This window comes from Sphingobium sp. C100, from assembly GCF_000508185.1.
GTDB lineage: Bacteria > Pseudomonadota > Alphaproteobacteria > Sphingomonadales > Sphingomonadaceae > Sphingobium.
On the sequence record NZ_AYOY01000035.1, the window covers coordinates 20643 to 35518 of the forward strand.

At 62.5% G+C, this 14876-nt stretch carries 15 protein-coding genes; all 15 read right to left on the minus strand.

Annotated features, from left to right (window positions below):
* Positions 1–154: 154 nt before the first annotated feature.
* The 15 genes from C100_RS28805 to C100_RS28880 all read right to left on the minus strand — a co-directional run bounded on the left by C100_RS28805 (position 155) and on the right by C100_RS28880 (position 14872).
* On the minus strand, positions 155–970 hold the full coding sequence (locus tag C100_RS28805) for a Cof-type HAD-IIB family hydrolase (protein WP_024018496.1): 816 nt from the start codon (positions 968–970) through the stop codon (positions 155–157).
* Positions 967–2397, minus strand: coding sequence for a glucose-6-phosphate dehydrogenase (gene zwf, locus C100_RS28810; protein ID WP_024018497.1), 1431 nt, complete (start codon positions 2395–2397; stop codon positions 967–969). Before zwf ends, C100_RS28805 begins: the two co-directional genes overlap by 4 nt.
* Positions 2394–3407, minus strand: coding sequence for a phosphogluconate dehydrogenase (NAD(+)-dependent, decarboxylating) (gene gnd / locus C100_RS28815; protein WP_119750000.1), 1014 nt, complete (start codon positions 3405–3407; stop codon positions 2394–2396). The genes zwf and gnd overlap by 4 nt, the downstream gene beginning before the upstream one ends.
* 81 nt (positions 3408–3488) lie before the next feature.
* On the minus strand, positions 3489–5894 hold the full coding sequence (locus C100_RS28820) for a glycosyltransferase family 4 protein (RefSeq protein ID WP_024018499.1): 2406 nt from the start codon (positions 5892–5894) through the stop codon (positions 3489–3491).
* Between the two features lie 465 nt (positions 5895–6359).
* Complete coding sequence (locus C100_RS28825) at positions 6360–7685, minus strand: NRAMP family divalent metal transporter (RefSeq protein WP_226949255.1); 1326 nt, start codon at positions 7683–7685, stop codon at positions 6360–6362.
* Positions 7686–7923: 238 nt separating this feature from the next.
* Entirely contained in the window at positions 7924–8619 is a 696-nt protein-coding gene (locus tag C100_RS28830) for a cytochrome c3 family protein (RefSeq protein WP_024018501.1), read from the minus strand.
* Complete coding sequence (locus C100_RS28835; protein ID WP_024018502.1) at positions 8616–9299, minus strand: iron reductase; 684 nt, start codon at positions 9297–9299, stop codon at positions 8616–8618. Before C100_RS28835 ends, C100_RS28830 begins: the two co-directional genes overlap by 4 nt.
* A 1-nt stretch (position 9300) precedes the next feature.
* The gene (locus tag C100_RS28840) at positions 9301–11280 is read right to left on the minus strand and encodes an FAD-binding oxidoreductase (protein WP_024018503.1); all 1980 of its coding nucleotides are present in this window, start codon (positions 11278–11280) and stop codon (positions 9301–9303) included.
* Positions 11281–11292: 12 nt separating this feature from the next.
* The gene (locus C100_RS28845; protein ID WP_024018504.1) at positions 11293–11673 is read right to left on the minus strand and encodes a hypothetical protein; all 381 of its coding nucleotides are present in this window, start codon (positions 11671–11673) and stop codon (positions 11293–11295) included.
* 140 nt (positions 11674–11813) lie between these two features.
* Positions 11814–12185, minus strand: a complete 372-nt coding sequence (locus C100_RS28850; protein WP_024018505.1) for a DUF1622 domain-containing protein — start codon at positions 12183–12185, stop codon at positions 11814–11816.
* 460 nt (positions 12186–12645) lie between these two features.
* Positions 12646–13110, minus strand: coding sequence for a heavy metal-responsive transcriptional regulator (locus C100_RS28860; protein ID WP_024018507.1), 465 nt, complete (start codon positions 13108–13110; stop codon positions 12646–12648).
* Positions 13111–13212: 102 nt separating this feature from the next.
* The gene (locus tag C100_RS28865; protein ID WP_024018508.1) at positions 13213–13551 is read right to left on the minus strand and encodes a hypothetical protein; all 339 of its coding nucleotides are present in this window, start codon (positions 13549–13551) and stop codon (positions 13213–13215) included.
* 86 nt (positions 13552–13637) lie between these two features.
* Positions 13638–13853: a hypothetical protein gene (locus C100_RS28870; RefSeq protein WP_024018509.1), complete on the minus strand. Its 216-nt coding sequence runs from the start codon at positions 13851–13853 to the stop codon at positions 13638–13640.
* A gap of 2 nt (positions 13854–13855) precedes the next feature.
* A complete protein-coding gene (locus C100_RS47725) occupies positions 13856–14335 on the minus strand; it encodes a MerR family transcriptional regulator (RefSeq protein WP_082679233.1) in 480 nt (159 codons plus the stop codon).
* Between the two features lie 174 nt (positions 14336–14509).
* Complete coding sequence (locus C100_RS28880) at positions 14510–14872, minus strand: hypothetical protein (protein ID WP_024018511.1); 363 nt, start codon at positions 14870–14872, stop codon at positions 14510–14512.
* Between the last annotated feature and the right edge of the window lie 4 nt (positions 14873–14876).

Consider the following 14876-nt stretch of genomic DNA (forward strand, 5'->3'; position numbering starts at 1 on the left):
AGGCACGATCGCCGGCTCTGGTGGATCTCCGAACGCGATGCGCCTTTCCAAGATGCCGCAGCGGATCCGCCTTTGGCCCGGCTCGTGCGGCGCTGCACATTTTTTGCGCGCCACCTCGTCGCGCACATCGATGGCGCGACCGACAATGGCTGGATCATCTCGCAGCCTCCGTCTGGATGATATTGTCTATCGCCTGGGCAGCGCCGTCCTCCTCGTTCGACACAGTCACCTGGTCAGCGGCTGAGCGGACCGCGTCGGGACCCTGTCCCATCGCAATTGAGAGGCCAGCGCGCGCGAACATTGGAAGGTCATTGCGCTCGTCCCCCAAGACGGCAACGTTGGCGAGCGGCACTCCGATCGCGGCTGCCAGGGCGGCGACGCCATCACCTTTGTTGGCCTGGGCGGCGGTAATGTCGAGATAGTAAGGCTGTGAACGGCCGACAGTCGCAGAGCGTCCGAGCGCTGCCGCGATATCGCCGTCAAGTCGCGCGAGGAGTGCTTGGTCGTTGCTGACGCCGACGATCTTGTCAGTGTGTGCGAGCAATCCCGCGAAGTTGTCCCTGATTATCGGCTCGATGTTTGCCGCGCGGCGCTCGCGCGGAACGTACACATCGTCGGCCGCGCGTGCGTACCAGAGGCCGCCCGTGAACAGCCAGGGCGTGACGGCTGGGTGCTCGAGCAGGGCGAGCGTCCGCGCGGCGCACTCGGGATCGAGTTGGTCGGCCGAGATGACAGCCCCATCCGTCTCGACGATCGTGCCGCCATTGAAAGCGCCGATGACGCCCGGGAGTTCCAGCCGTCTCGCGATCCAAAGCATGCCGCTGGGCGGGCGAGCACTGATCAGGCTCACCGCAATACCAGCTGCTCTGGCGCGTCCAACTGCAGAGATGACGCCTTCGGAGAGGCTTTTGTCCTGGCGGACGAGCGTGCCATCTATATCGGAGACGATCAGGCGAATAGGGCTGCTCATCCCAGGTGATGCCAGCGTCGATGCGAGCGGTGCATCAGCGCATCCGCACTTTCTGGGCCGGCGCTGCCTGCGGCATAGTCCTCGGGAGTGCCCTGCGTCCACAGATCGAGGAGCGGCTGCACAGCGCGCCAGCCACCTTCGATTTGCGCGGCGCGCTGAAACAGCGTCTGGTCGCCGGATTGCACGTCATACAGCAAAGTTTCGTAGCCGGTCTGGTGGCCAACGTCGAAATGGTCACGGTAGCGGAAATCCATTGCCACTGGCGCAGTGTTCACGACGAGCCCAGGCCGCTTGACCACAAACTCGAGGCTGATGCCCTCGTCGGGCTGGATTTGCACCACAAGACGGTTGGGGGGCAGCCGGTCCACCACCGTCTCCTGGAAAAGCGCCAGCGGCACGTCGCGGAATTGGACGACGATCTCGGTATCACGGGTCGCCAGCGCCTTCCCGGTGCGTAGATAAAAGGGCACGCCCGACCACCGCCATGTCTCTACGTGCAACTTGAGTGCGGCGAAGGTCTCCGTGCGGCTGGCAGGGTCCACGTCGGGCTCGTCGAGATAGGCGGGAACGGCCTTGCCAGCGACTGAGCCCGAGCAATAGCGCCCGCGAATGGCCTCGGCCGGGTCGATCGGCAGGATGGCGGCAATCACCTTCTCCTTCTCCGTGCGGATCGCATCGGCATCGAAGCTGATCGGGGGCTCCATCGCTATCATCGCCAGTAGCTGGAAGAGATGATTGGGAACCATGTCCCGCAATGCGCCGGTGGCGTCGTAGAATCTGCCGCGGGTGCCGACGGTCACTGCCTCGGCCGCCGTTATCTGGACATGGTCAACGTAGCGGTTGTTCCAGACGGCCTCCATCATGGTGTTGCCGAAGCGTGTGACCATGATGTTCTGCACGGTCTCCTTCCCAAGGAAATGATCGATCCGGTAGATCTGGGACTCGCTGGCGCGGGAAAGGATTTGCCGGTTCAGCGCCTGCGCGGAGACAAGGTCGGTCCCGAACGGTTTTTCGATCACGACGCGGCGGAAACCATCGGTCTCGGTGAGCAGTCCTGCATCGCCGAGCTGATTGACGACGGTCCCGAAGAAAGTCGGCGCGGTGGCGAGGTAGAATATCGCGTTGCCGGCGAGTTGGCGGCCGAGACCCTGATACATTGCCGGGTCGGCGAAATCGCCTTTCAAATAGCGGATACGACTGCGGAGCCATTGCCAGTTGGCATCGTCCTCCACGCCTTCGTCAAGCGCCGCGCGCAGCTGTTCGTCGTCGATGTCATGATGGCTGACACCGACGAGCGCCAAATCCTCCTTCAGCAAGTCGGCCCGAGCGAGGTTGACGAGCGCGGGTATCAGCAAGCGGCGGGCGAGGTCTCCGAGTGCGCCGAAGATAACGAAGGTGGCAGAGGGCGCAGTCGGAGCATCGCTCATTGCGGCATCTCGACATGGCCACCGAAGCCGAACCGCATCGCCGAGAGCAGCTTGTCGCCGAACGTTGTGTCGACGCGGCTGCGGTAGCGCGCGAACAGTGCCGCTGAGAGCACGTAGGCAGGGACTGCCTCCTCCATTGCCGCCTCGATCGTCCAGTGACCCTCGCCGGAATCCGCGACCTGGCCGGAGAATTGTTCCAGCATTTGGTCCTTCGCGAGCGCCGTTGCGGTCAGATCGAGCAACCACGAGGAGATGACGCTTCCGCGACGCCAAACTTCGGCGATGTCCGTCAGGTTGAGGTCGAAGCGCTCGTCTTCCGGCAGCTTGGCCGATGACTTGCCCTTCAGGATGTCGAACCCCTCAGCATAGGCCTGCATCAAGCCATATTCGATGCCGTTGTGCACCATCTTGACGAAATGGCCCGAGCCGGCGGGACCGGTGTGGATATAGCCCTTCTCGGCACGGGCATCCTCGTTGGGATCGCCGCGATCCGGCGTGCGTGCGATCGTCCCGAAGCCTGGTGCCAGGGCCTCGAAGAGAGGATCGAGACTGACGAGCGTCGCAGCATCGCCTCCGATCATCATGCAATAGCCTCGGTCGAGGCCCCACACGCCGCCTGAGGTGCCCACATCGACATAGTGGAGCCCCTTCATGGCGCACAGCTTCGCCCGGCGGATGTCGTCCTTGTAGAAGCTGTTGCCGCCGTCGATGATTATGTCGCCTGGGGAGGCGAGGCCCATCAGCGTCTCGATCGTGCTCTCCGTCGGCGGTCCGGCTGGCAGCATCACCCAGAAGATGCGCGGCCCCTCCAGCGTGGCTGCGACCTCCTCAAGCGAAGCGGCGGGGGTCGCGCCTTCGCCGGCCAGCATGGCCACCAGCGGCGGGTTCCGATCATAGGCGACGATCTCGTGACCGCCGCGCATCAGACGGCGCGCGATATTGGCACCCATCCTGCCGAGGCCGATCATCGCTATACGCATCTGCTCATGCCTCAGCTTTCTGTACGGCATCCATCGCCAACGGACCGATGGAGTCGGTCGCGGACCTTTTGAGCGCTCGGGCCTTTTCAGCCGGCTGAGCCGATACCGTCGTCATGGATTTGGGCATCCACAGGAAAGCTGAGCTTCTGGGCGGTCTTCGGGAAGACCTGTTCGGACCCCGTTGGGTACCCGCCTGAGAGGCTTAGTACCGGCCGCGCAGAGTTCGACTACGCGTGCCGCTCTGCTCGACGAGCTATCCTGTTCGGCCGTGCTCAGGATCGCGGTCAGTGCGGAAAGATATGCGAGCGTCGATTCAGCGCCTTGGTTGGCATTGCGCCGGTCTGGATGGAGACCATCGAAGCAGGCGCCTCGTTCGACGTCCACGACGGGGATGCCAAGGTCGTTTGCCCCGAGAAACCAATTGAAGGCCCGGCGCGCTTCGCGCTTCCACCGGACGTCGCTGGTGACTCGGGCCGCGGTAAGGCATGCGCTCACCGCTGCACAAGCCTCGAGAGGCTGCTGGTCGAACGGCTGCGGGCGCCGCCTGTCGCTTCCAAATGTTTCGGTTCCGATCGGCCGAAAGTGCCCAGCTTCAGCCGTCTGCAGCGTCATCAGCCAGCGCAGCGTATCGAGGCCGGCATCAAGGTGAGACTCGTTGCCAGTGTCATGGCCGCTTTCGATGAGAGCTTCACACAATCGGGCATTGTCATAGCCGAGCCTGTCTTCGAACCAGATCCAGTCGGGCGCGGCGGCGTCAGACCAACGTTGGAACAAGCGATTGGACAGTTCTCCTCGCAGCTGTTCCAGATTGCGATGGCCCGGGAAGCGCCGGAGAAGCTTTGAGATGCCGAGCAGCCCGTAGGCCCAGGCACGCGGCGTGGTCAGCGCTACCAACGCCGGCGCCATCTCCAGCAAGCGCGCGGCGGCCCATCCGTCCAGGAATCGATCGTCTTTTCGCATTGCGACCGCCCCCAGCGCCCAGACCGTGCGGCCATGCGCGTCGTCGGCTCCCGCATCGTCGAGCCATGTGCGGTCGAACCCCATGAAATTGTGGACGCGGTTATCCTTTGGCGACCAGGCGTGCTCAACGAATGCGGCATATGTCAACGCAAGCTGCTCCTCGTGTGGAGTAAGAGAACGCAGCGTCGATAGTTCGGAGAGAAGCAACAGCGCGCGCGCGTTGTCATCGAGGCAATAGCCGTGTCTCCGGTCCGGAACCGCGAATTTTGTGTGCTGGGTTACGCCGACCATGTCGGTAAGAGCGGCGAGATGGTCCGTGTTTATCGGTGGAAGCGCCCTGTTCCAGGCTTCGTCATTTACAGGACGTATAGCCCGAGAAGCGCCGGAGCGTCTTTCAAATCGGACATCGGAGAAGACTTTCAGGTACTGCTTCGCCACGCTCGACCAGATCATCGCGCGACCGCGCTCGTACGCGCGGGTTCTAATCTCGCTACGCGACGCGCCATCGACGATCAATCGAGCGACGGCAGCTCCGAGTGCATCCGGTTCCGAAAAAGGCACCAGCACGCCACAATGGTCGGCGAGCAGTTCCTGCGCATACCAGAAGGGCGTGGAGACGACCGCTTTACCAAGGGCAACAGCGTAAGCGAGCGTTCCTGAAACGATCTGCGCTTCATTGGGGTAAGGCGATAGGTAGATATCGCATGCAGCCAAATGGTCGAGCAGCTCATCCAGTGAGAGATAACGGTCGACAAAGCAAATATTCTCGATGACGCCGAGTTCGGTTGCGAGTGCAACGAGGCTATCGCGATAGCGTTCGCCTTCATCCCTAACGAGGTTGGGGTGGGTCGCGCCGACAATCATATAGAGCAGATTGGGATGGTCGCGAACGAGTGCCGGCACTGCGCGAATTGCCGTTTCGATACCTTTGCCTGGACCAAGCAGGCCAAAGGTCATCAACAAGGTCCGGTCTGCAAGTCCCAGTTTGTGCTTCGCCATCGCCGGATCGATAAAGGCGCGGTCCGGAACGCCGTGGGGTATCACGGCGATGTGCTCGGTCGGGACATCATAGACGTCCTGCAGAATGCGCCGTCCTTTGTCCGCCATGACGACGAGGCGGGATGAGTGTTTGATGATGCCATCCATGACGCGACGTTGTGCAGGGTTGGGGTTGGCCAGTACGGTGTGCAGCGTCGTGACGATCGGAGCGTTGAGGCCGCTGAGAAGGCCAAGGATGAATTCACCGGCCTCACCTCCGAAGATCCCGAACTCGTGCTGAAGAGAAACGAGATCGACGTTCGACACGTTGAGGAAGTCGGCGGCGACTGCATAGGACGCGGGCGAGGCCTGCTGGATCTCCAGGGCGACATCGGGCGGATAGGCGTAAGTGTTGGCATCGTCCGTCAACGCGATCGTCATTGAAGAGAGATCGGAATCGCAGTTCTTCAACGCCTGCTGCAGATCGTTGGTGAAGGTGGCGATGCCACACTGCCTTGGAATGCAGGTTCCTACGACAGCGATACGCTTGAGCGGGGGAATGATCACAGAGTGGTTCATGCTCGACCTCAAATATGAAAATATCTCTCAGAGCGGCTCATGCCGCCTTGGGGGCCGCGTCCGCTGCTCCCTCGTGTTCGCGCCGCGGCAAGACGACGGTTGCCGAGCAATGGGGTTCATGATCCGACCATGTTGTCGGGCTTCGACCACCGTCCAGAGTCAAGGCCAATATTCTGTCTCCACGCCTGAGCAGCTTGGACACAGGATTGCGCGGCCGCGCCGGCCTGACGGCGTTAATGCTGGCGCGGTGACTTGGGCGATTGGCTTGCATTTCTTCGATTTATGGCAAGCACACACACGTCGCGTTACGTAATGTGCGCAGGACTTGCTGACCGGCGTCGCCTGAGCCAGGCCGCGCGTCGGCCGGATTCACGATGCTGAAATTGCTGAGGGCGGAACGCGTCAATCTCGTGCCAAGCTTGATCTGTGCGTGCGAGCGCTGGATCGCCAGGGGATCATCATCATTTATCGCGCGGTCGGGGCGATCCACGAAACTGTGGTCATTATGGCAACACCGACCATGACCAGACAGGCTGCGCCACCGAGCAGTTGCAGCCGCCGAGGAATGGGCTGGCCGTTCATCGCTTCGGAATCCGAGCCGAGCCATATCACCAGGGCAATAAGTGGGGCTGCAACAAAGCCGTTGACGACAGCACTCCATAGCAATGCCCTCATCGGATCGATCGAGGAGAAGTGCACAAGCACACCCAGCAACCCCGCGGCAGCAATTACGCCATAGAAGGCCTTGGCCCGCCCAGCGCTTTGCGCAAGGCCGGTCCGCCAACCAAATGCTTCAGAAACGGCATAGGCCGCAGAGCCGGCGAGCACCGGAATGGCGAGCATGCCGGTCCCGATGATTCCGACAGCGAAAAGCGCGAAGGCAAAATCGCCTGCAAGCGGTCGAAGCGCCTCGGCCGCTTGAGCAGCCGTATCAATCTGGGTGGTTCCAGCGACATTCAGAGTTGCGGCCGTCGTCACGATGATGAAGATGGCAATGACGTTCGAGAACAGCATTCCGAGCCAGCTGTCCAGTCGGATACGGCGCACTTGCCAGTCTGGCCCTGGCTCCGCATCACCAGCGCTGGCCAGGCCCGCTTCTTCGGCTTCCTGCGAGGCCTGCCAAAAGAAAAGATAGGGGCTGATCGTGGTGCCAAAGATCGCCGCCACCAGCATCCACGCTCCCGAGCCGGGCATGGCTGGTACTACAAGCCCGCGCAAGACCGAGCCCCAGGATACATGCACCACAAATGCCGTCGCCGCATAAGCCAGGAGCGCCAGGGTCATCCATCGCAAGAGCCGGGCATATCGCTGATAGTCCACAAACGTCTCGAGCAATGTTGAAGCAAGCGCAAAGACGATCACCCAGGGGTGCGGGGGACCGCCGCCTATGAGAGACATCGCCGAGCCCATTGCACCCAGGTCGGCCCCGAGATTGATGATATTTGCGATGAACAGGAGGAGGACAACGAGCCTTAGAACGGGTGATGGACAACGACGACGAATGGTTTCAGCCAGCCCGGCGCGGGTACTTCGCCCTATTCGACCACAGATCTCCTGCACGGCCGCGGCAAGCGGCCAGGTGAGAAGCATGGTCCAGCCAAGCATATATCCATAAGCCGCGCCGGCTTGCGCATAGGTTGCAATCCCGCTGGGATCGTCGTCGGCGGCTCCGGCAATAAATCCTGGGCCAAATATTTGGCGGATGCGTCGCAATCGGCGGGTGCGAGACGCCTTTGGGCGTGGAGCTTTCATCAAAGGGCCGTCCTGTTGGGAATCCGGCTCGCGCGCCAACGGGGTTCTCGTGCACGCTGGTCCCATTTTTCCAGTTCTTTGGTCGGCCGGTTACGGATCCTTGAGTTCGGTTTCGTGAATGTGGTCTGCGGGCAGCGGCATTTTCGCGCGAACGGACGTGGCGCGAGGAAAAGCTGTCGGGCAGCGCCCTTTCCAACTCCGGGAAATCCTCGAATTGCTCTTTCGGGCTGGAGTAAAGCGCGCGTAGCGACTGTTGCCGGTACACCCCTATGACGGGTCAATGGACCTTCACCATGCCGACACCCTTGATATTGTTGAATGAGTCGGTCTGGTGACACGCGAAGCACTGCTCCACGCGGGCGCTCTTCTCGCCGGTGATCGTCTTGTCCATCATTTCGAAGTGCATCATGTTATGGCTCGGCGGCGGCTTGTGGCACTGCGAACATTCGGTTGATTTGGGGCTGGGGTGGAGAAATCCGCTGATCTTCCAGCTGCTCGTGAGATGGCAGCTGGCGCAGTCCGTGCCGAAGAAGCCCTTATGCGTGTCCCGGGGGGCATGACAGGACTGGCAGTCGAGCCCCGCGGGATGGTTCATGCCACGCTGGGCGATCTTCTCGAGTACGGCATGATCCATGCGGACCGGCCGAATGTCTCTCCCCTGATGTTCGACATGGCAGCCGGCGCATTCCGTGACGTTAACGTGGAAGGCGGTCTCCGGCTTCATAAGCAATTCCGGCGCCGACGCATGGCAGGCAATACAGGTTTCGGCCTTGATCCCGCGATTGGGCGTGTGACAGCTCTCGCACTTGCCTTCGAGAAATGCATGGGCGTTCGATAGCGGCCCGGGTCGAACCGACGACGCCCATTGCGGCAGCGCGGTGCTGCCCGAGCGGTAGATGGTGAGGGGGACGGCGATCGCGGCGGCCACCGCGAGCGTCGCAAGGATCAGATAGACGATGGTCGTCCGGTTCATGGCCACCACCGCAGGCCGAAGTAGATGCTGCTCCAGATGTGCATCGTCAGCAATCCGTACATGATGATCGCCGCGACGATATGCACGACGATCCACCTGTCGAGCGTGGCCTTGATGACGTCGCGTGCGGTAATCGTGAATTCGAGATCGGCTATCGCGCCGAGCAGCGAGTCCAGCGGCAGTCCTGATGGATCAACGATGTTCTGACCGTGCAGATCGGCCGATACGGCCGCCAGGACGTCATAGCGGTCGCGCAGGACCTTGAGTTCCTTTTGCTGAAACCGCAATTCCTGGCCGACCTGCGCCAGATAATATCGGCCGATGAAGCCCGTGACGACGACTGTCAGCATCGCGATCACGAGGGCGATGCCGATCGGACTTTGAAACTTGTGCCCTGAATGGATAATCCCGAGCAGCGCGCCGATCGCGCCGGCATACACATGGAAACTGAGCAGTCCGCCAAGCGAGACGAGACGCTGCGTGCGCTGCTTGACCCACGCCTGCCGCTTCACGATGCTGTAGACGAGCAGGAGCACGAAAAGCAGGGCGGCGGCGATGCCGAACAGGCCTCCCGCCAGGCTCCCGGGGAACCGCGGCGCGGAATGCAGCAGGAAGGCCGGGACCAGCAGCGCAAGAGCGGTCAAGAGAGCGCCGACCGTTACTTTCTCGGTTTCGGTCATCTCAAGCGTCCACCACGAGATCGCCCACCGATTTTGCCTGGCAGGCGAGGATGATACCGTCGGCCTTCTCGTCGGCGGCGAGAGCGTCTTCCACTTCCATCGTCACTTGGCCCTGCCGCAGCGGGACCTTGCACCTTCCGCAGATGCCGACCCTGCATTCATAGTCGATGGCCACGCCAATGGCCTCCGCCGCCTCGAGCACGGACTGATCGGGTGCGAGTGCACCGCTTTTGCCGGACTTCGAAAAAGCGATCGTCGCCTGCGCGGAAGGAATGGCGGGCGGCGTCTGCGGGGCGGCCGATGCCGAGCTGTCGGTCGCGGTCTCCGCCGGTTCATCTTCAAGGACGGGTCCGCCCTTGGGGGGCGCGAATTCCTCCGTCTTTACCTGCTCCGCCGGCACCTTGAGCTGCGCAAGCGCCGCCTTCACCGCGTCCATCATCGGCGGCGGGCCGCACAGGTGAACGCGCCTGCTGGCGATTTCGGGAACGGAAGCGGCGATGAAATCGGCCGTCAAATAACCGGAAGGCCCGGCCCAGTCGGTCCCTTCGGGCTTTGCGACGATGGAGACGATGTGAAGCTTGTGGTGGCGCCGCGCCAGATAGTCGCATTCCTCGCGAAAGATCAGATCCGTCGGCGTGTTGACACCGTAGAGGAGGTAGATGTCGTGTTCATAGGAGCGGTCCGTCAGGCTGCGCAGCACACTCATCATCGGTGTGATGCCGACTCCGCCGGCGATCAGGACGATCCCCTCGGCTTCCTTGCCGGTGAAGAAGAACCGGCCCGCGGGCGCCGCAATCTCGAGAAGGTCGCCCGTAGCGGCATGATCATGGAGATGGCGCGATTCCAGCCCATATTGTTCGCGCTTGATCGTGAGCTCGATATAGTCGCGCTGTGTGGGCGACGACGAGATCGTGTAGGATCGTCGGACCTTCTGGCCTTCGATCTCCGAGGTGATCGAGGCATATTGGCCGGGCAGGAACGTGAACGGCATCGGCCCGCGGTTCGGTTCCATGAGCCGGAACGTCTTGACGCTCGGGGTCTCGTCGAAGATCGCGGTGATCCGCAGGACGCCTTTCCACAGGCGCGGCGCTGCCGGCGTGGCGCTGCCGGGCGTAGCTGCGCCTGCAGGAGCAGCGGGCGCCGGCACGATGGGGGCCGGGGCCGGAGAGGTGGCCGGACTGGCCGGTGGTGTAGCCCCGCCTGGTGCGAGCCGCTCCACCAAGCTTGCGATGCGGCGCAGCCGCGCCCATCGGAGTAGCAGCGCCGCAACCAGAGCCGCCGCCAGCAGCGCCATCGCGATCAGGTGCCACCAGGAAAGGCCCGCCAGCTCGTTTCCGTATGCCATCTGGTCGCTGACGGCAAAACCCGACTGGGTCTTGAACCAGCTCAGGGCAATCTGCCGGGGAGGGCGGCCCTCTTCGAGGCCCCTGAGCGCGCCTGCTCCGCTGTCCGCGAGTGCGAGGCCTTCGCGGGCGCCCCTGATCGCATCCTGGGCTCCTTTCGTGTCGTTCGACATGAGAGCGTGGTGAAGCCGGGCTTGCTCCGCGGTCAGGACCTCGGCGCCCGACCCCAGGCGGGCGAGAGCCGCGGCGCGTACCGTCCGTCGTGCCTCATCGGTCAGGACGGGCCAGTCCATCAGCGAGGGGTAGAAGGGTTTGGCGCCGCCGTTTCCACAGCATCCCGCCGGTCCCGCGCCCATTTTGGTACCCGGCGACGGCACCATCATCCCTTTCATCATCGCCGCCATGGGATCGGCAGCTTTCGCCGCGGCCGGAGCTGCTGCCCCCATCACGTTGCCCGCTGGCATCGCCGCTGGCGCGGCGGCTCCGCCCGCTGGATGATGCGACGCGTGCTCTGACTCGGCCATCTGCGCCGACGCTGGCGGTGATCCGGAGATCATCGCCAGCGCGAGTGCGATACCGCTCGTCCTCAAAGCCCGCGATAGCTTGAGGCCGGTGATGTTGTTGTGAGGGCGCGTCACCTGAGGACTTCCTTACATGTCATCCTTCATGGGCATCGGCTTGTCCGCGGGCATCGGCGCCGGCTTCGCGGTGGCGGGTTTCGCATGGCGGCGGTGCGGGGCTGCCTTGTGCTTGGCCATCGGCATCTTCTTCATGCCGCAGCATCCGGCCTTCTTTGCCATCGGAGGCATGGCCGCAGGCATCTTGTCGTCCTGCATCGGCATGCCGGCCATGCCTGGCATCGCGTCGTGCTTCTCCATGCCGCCTGCCGGCATCGACCCGTTGGCGGAGGGCGCAGACTGGGTCGACGGATGGCCGGTGGTTTGCCCCTGGGCCGAGGCGATGGCGGGCGACAGCACGATTGCACCCCCTAGGGCGAGCGCGCGCAAGCGGGAAGAACGCGTCATGATCATGATCAATACTCCATTGCTATGACCGGCCGAACATCCGGCTGGCAACGGCCCCGAGGGACCACAAATCGATTTTCGCCAATATACGTAGTTTCCTGTTTCCCCGGCGTTGTCGCCCGGGCGCCCGGAGCCGGCGCCGATGCTCAATCATCGCGCGGGGTTCCCGTCGCCCGCTGCCAGGGCCAACGACCCTTGATCTCGACCTCTAGCGAGAAACTCAGGAAGGTTCGTATCAGCACAATGCCGGCAAGGACCGCGAGACTGCTAAGCGTTGGCTGGATCGCGATAGTGTTGATGATGTCGGCCGCAACCAGGAATTCGAGTCCGAGAAGAATGGCTTCACCGAGGCTCGACCTGAAGTTGCCGACGACATGTTGGTCGATCGGACCTTTCAGGGATTGCTGCAGGAATCTGATCAGCGAAGAACCGGCGCCCACGACGATGATCGCCGTCCCGGTGACTTCGATGGCACGCGTGATCCAGTGGATGCCCTCCACAATGAGGCTCTCGGTCATCACGGACACCTGTGCATCACGTGGCGAACTCTGCGACCTCCCAATGCGACGAGGCGATCGGGTTCGCGTTCGATGATCACCATGCGTTTGTCAGGCCGCCCCGGGGCGACTGTCTCTGGCCGCGCCAGGGAATAAAAGATGATGTCACCGCGTTCGTACCACGTCCCGGTGGCCTGCGGTGCACGGTCGGGCAAACTGATCTCATTATAAGATCCATCCGCCCGGAACTCCCAGGCTGTACCGGTCTTGCACCCGGACCGGGCGTCGAATGACCAGATACCGATGAGATCCGTCTTCGAGCCCAAATGCTGACCGGGCAGATGCTCGGCAACAGAAGGCTGGGCCAGGCCGCCAACCGCAGCGATAACAGCCAAGGCTAAACTTGCTCGGCTGAGGAGCGCGCGCGCTTGGCGCCGACTTGCCCAAAGCAGCAGTAAACCCAAACGCTGCAAAACAGGTCTCATATGGACGCCTTCACTGCGCGGGCGGCATGAGGGTCGCCGTCGCCAGGTGGGCTTCCCCTGGGAATGCTCGCGAGATGCGCGAGGATCGGGCAATCCGCGATGGGAATGTCGATCGAGCATTGGGCGGACAGGGCGGACAGGGCGGTCTTGATGCGGGTCAGATCATCGATACGGGTGGTCGCTTCATTTATCTTGCTCTCGGTGATGGCCAGGACATCGGCGGTTGTCGCGGTGTCGGACGCGCGCAAATCGAGCAGGCTTCCGATTTCGCGAAGCGTGAAACCCAGCTGCTGCCCCTTGCGAATGAACCGCACGCGCTCGAGATCGGCGTCGCCATAGGTGCGGTAACCGGCAGAAGACCGGGCGGGCGGAGGAAGCAGACCGTTGCGCTCGTAATAGCGAATGGTATCGGGACGGATGCCGAGCGCACGCGACAGCTTTCCGATCGTGAAATATGTCATGGCGCGTCTCCGTTGCCGCGACCATTCGAAAGGTCGCGGCATTATTCCTTCGAATTGGTCTTGCTCAGGTCGGGCAGTGCCGGGGTTTTCAGCCTGCTCGGCTTACATATCCTTCATCGGGGCGGACTGACTGTTGTCGGGCGTGCTCGTAGGCGGGGCGCCATTGGGCATCATCGGCCCACCCCGGCGCATGTCGCTGTGGTCCATATCCTGACGGTGGCGCTCATCCATATCGGCCGCCGTGTTGTCGGTCCCGACAGAGTCCGTGGCGGCGGCGGTGTCGTTTTCAAGAGCGCCGGGCGCGCTTGCAGAGGCATTGGAGGCAGCCTGGTTTTGCGTGCCGTCCGTCTTCTTGCCGCACGCAGCAAGCGTTCCGAGAAGCGCAAGGGCTGTGAGCCCCGAGACGATCTTCCCGGACGTATTCGTGAGGTGAGTCTTCATGATGTGTCTCCGAATGAGAGTGAGCGGTCGAACGCAAATCCCGTCGGACGAGCTTGATAAGCGTGCTCGACCGACAGATCAGGGTGTCATTGCTGCTTGAGAATCTGCAGGCAGCGATCGTGCGAGAGATTCATCGGGTTGCGCCCCTGTCCCTTCATCTCGTTGTGATCATGGGGCGTCGCGAGACCCATATTGTCTTCCATGGCCTTGCAGCTCGCGATCTGCGCGCTAGTCGGCGGAAGGGTCGCGCAAGCGCCGAGCAGCGCCAGTGGTAGCAATCCCAGCGAGATAGAGTATTTCATGTTCAGTCCTTCCCTGTGCAGGTGGTGTGGTCCTCTCCCACGGACATTTGTTCTGGCTGATCTGCGGCCAATTGAGACAGCCGCCCGTCCCGAACCAGAAAGAGGATCGGGCAAGGGTCGCTTTCGGCTTCGTGCGAGGGCGCTTCACCCAGCTGCTCAAGGCCTGTTTCGATAAGCTTGAGCTGTTCCACCCTGACCAGTGCTTCGCGCAGTTTGACCCGCGTGACGGCGAGGATATCCGACCCGGCGAGGGCGTCTCCGGCCCGCACCAGCAGGAGCGCGTGCGTTTCGGTGAGGGTGTAACCGAGCCCCTGTGCAGCGCGAACGAACTTGATGCGTTCGACGTCTGCAGGATGATAGACGCGGTATCCTGCACTGGTCCGTTGCGGAGCGGGGAGCAGGCCGGTGCGCTCATAATAACGTATGGTGTCCTTTCGAACGCCGGCAGCCTCGGCCAGCTCACCGATTCTAAGCCGTGACATGGCAAGTCTCGGAGGCACAGTGCCGCTTGGACCTAGGTCCAGGGTCAAGAGAAATATTTGGACGTCGGTCGATCATCGCCGCTCTCCTGTCCGCTCAAAGGCCGCGCGACTTTTCGTCGCTTGCGGCCGCCATCAGGCATCATGGGGAGCGGCAAGCCCCTCCCCGGCACGCCCTTATTTCTTGCGGAGCTCGACGATGTCGTGAACTGCGGGAGCGCCGTCGGCGACGCTCACATGCGCAAAATGGTCGTCAAATATATGATCGACCCTGACGTGGCCGATGAGGTCTCGGCGATAAGCGGGGCCGCTTCCTTTGTAGCCGGAGCCGGGCAGCGTCTTCACGCGATAGACGTCAAGCACCTGTCCGACTGTCGCGCCATCTGCTTTGCCGACACACACGATCGTTCCGGTCGTGTCCTTGCCGATGATCGATCCACGCATAAAAAAGCTGTGGCCGATGCCGGTCGCCAGAGCGGGGACCGCGCCGGCGAGGGCGATACTCGCCATGGCCATCGATATTGACTTCTTGAAGCGCATCTCG

Coding starts and splice junctions, on each gene's coding strand:
- C100_RS28805 (WP_024018496.1), bottom strand. CDS start 970: ATGAGCAGCCCTATTCGCCTGATCGTCTCCGATATAGATGGCACGCTC.
- zwf (WP_024018497.1), bottom strand. CDS start 2,397: ATGAGCGATGCTCCGACTGCGCCCTCTGCCACCTTCGTTATCTTCGGC.
- gnd (WP_119750000.1), bottom strand. CDS start 3,407: ATGCCGTACAGAAAGCTGAGGCATGAGCAGATGCGTATAGCGATGATC.
- C100_RS28820 (WP_024018499.1), bottom strand. CDS start 5,894: ATGAACCACTCTGTGATCATTCCCCCGCTCAAGCGTATCGCTGTCGTA.
- C100_RS28830 (WP_024018501.1), bottom strand. CDS start 8,619: ATGAACCGGACGACCATCGTCTATCTGATCCTTGCGACGCTCGCGGTG.
- C100_RS28835 (WP_024018502.1), bottom strand. CDS start 9,299: ATGACCGAAACCGAGAAAGTAACGGTCGGCGCTCTCTTGACCGCTCTT.
- C100_RS28845 (WP_024018504.1), bottom strand. CDS start 11,673: ATGATCATGACGCGTTCTTCCCGCTTGCGCGCGCTCGCCCTAGGGGGT.
- C100_RS28850 (WP_024018505.1), bottom strand. CDS start 12,185: ATGACCGAGAGCCTCATTGTGGAGGGCATCCACTGGATCACGCGTGCC.
- C100_RS28860 (WP_024018507.1), bottom strand. CDS start 13,110: ATGACATATTTCACGATCGGAAAGCTGTCGCGTGCGCTCGGCATCCGT.
- C100_RS28865 (WP_024018508.1), bottom strand. CDS start 13,551: ATGAAGACTCACCTCACGAATACGTCCGGGAAGATCGTCTCGGGGCTC.
- C100_RS28870 (WP_024018509.1), bottom strand. CDS start 13,853: ATGAAATACTCTATCTCGCTGGGATTGCTACCACTGGCGCTGCTCGGC.
- C100_RS47725 (WP_082679233.1), bottom strand. CDS start 14,335: ATGTCACGGCTTAGAATCGGTGAGCTGGCCGAGGCTGCCGGCGTTCGA.
- C100_RS28880 (WP_024018511.1), bottom strand. CDS start 14,872: ATGCGCTTCAAGAAGTCAATATCGATGGCCATGGCGAGTATCGCCCTC.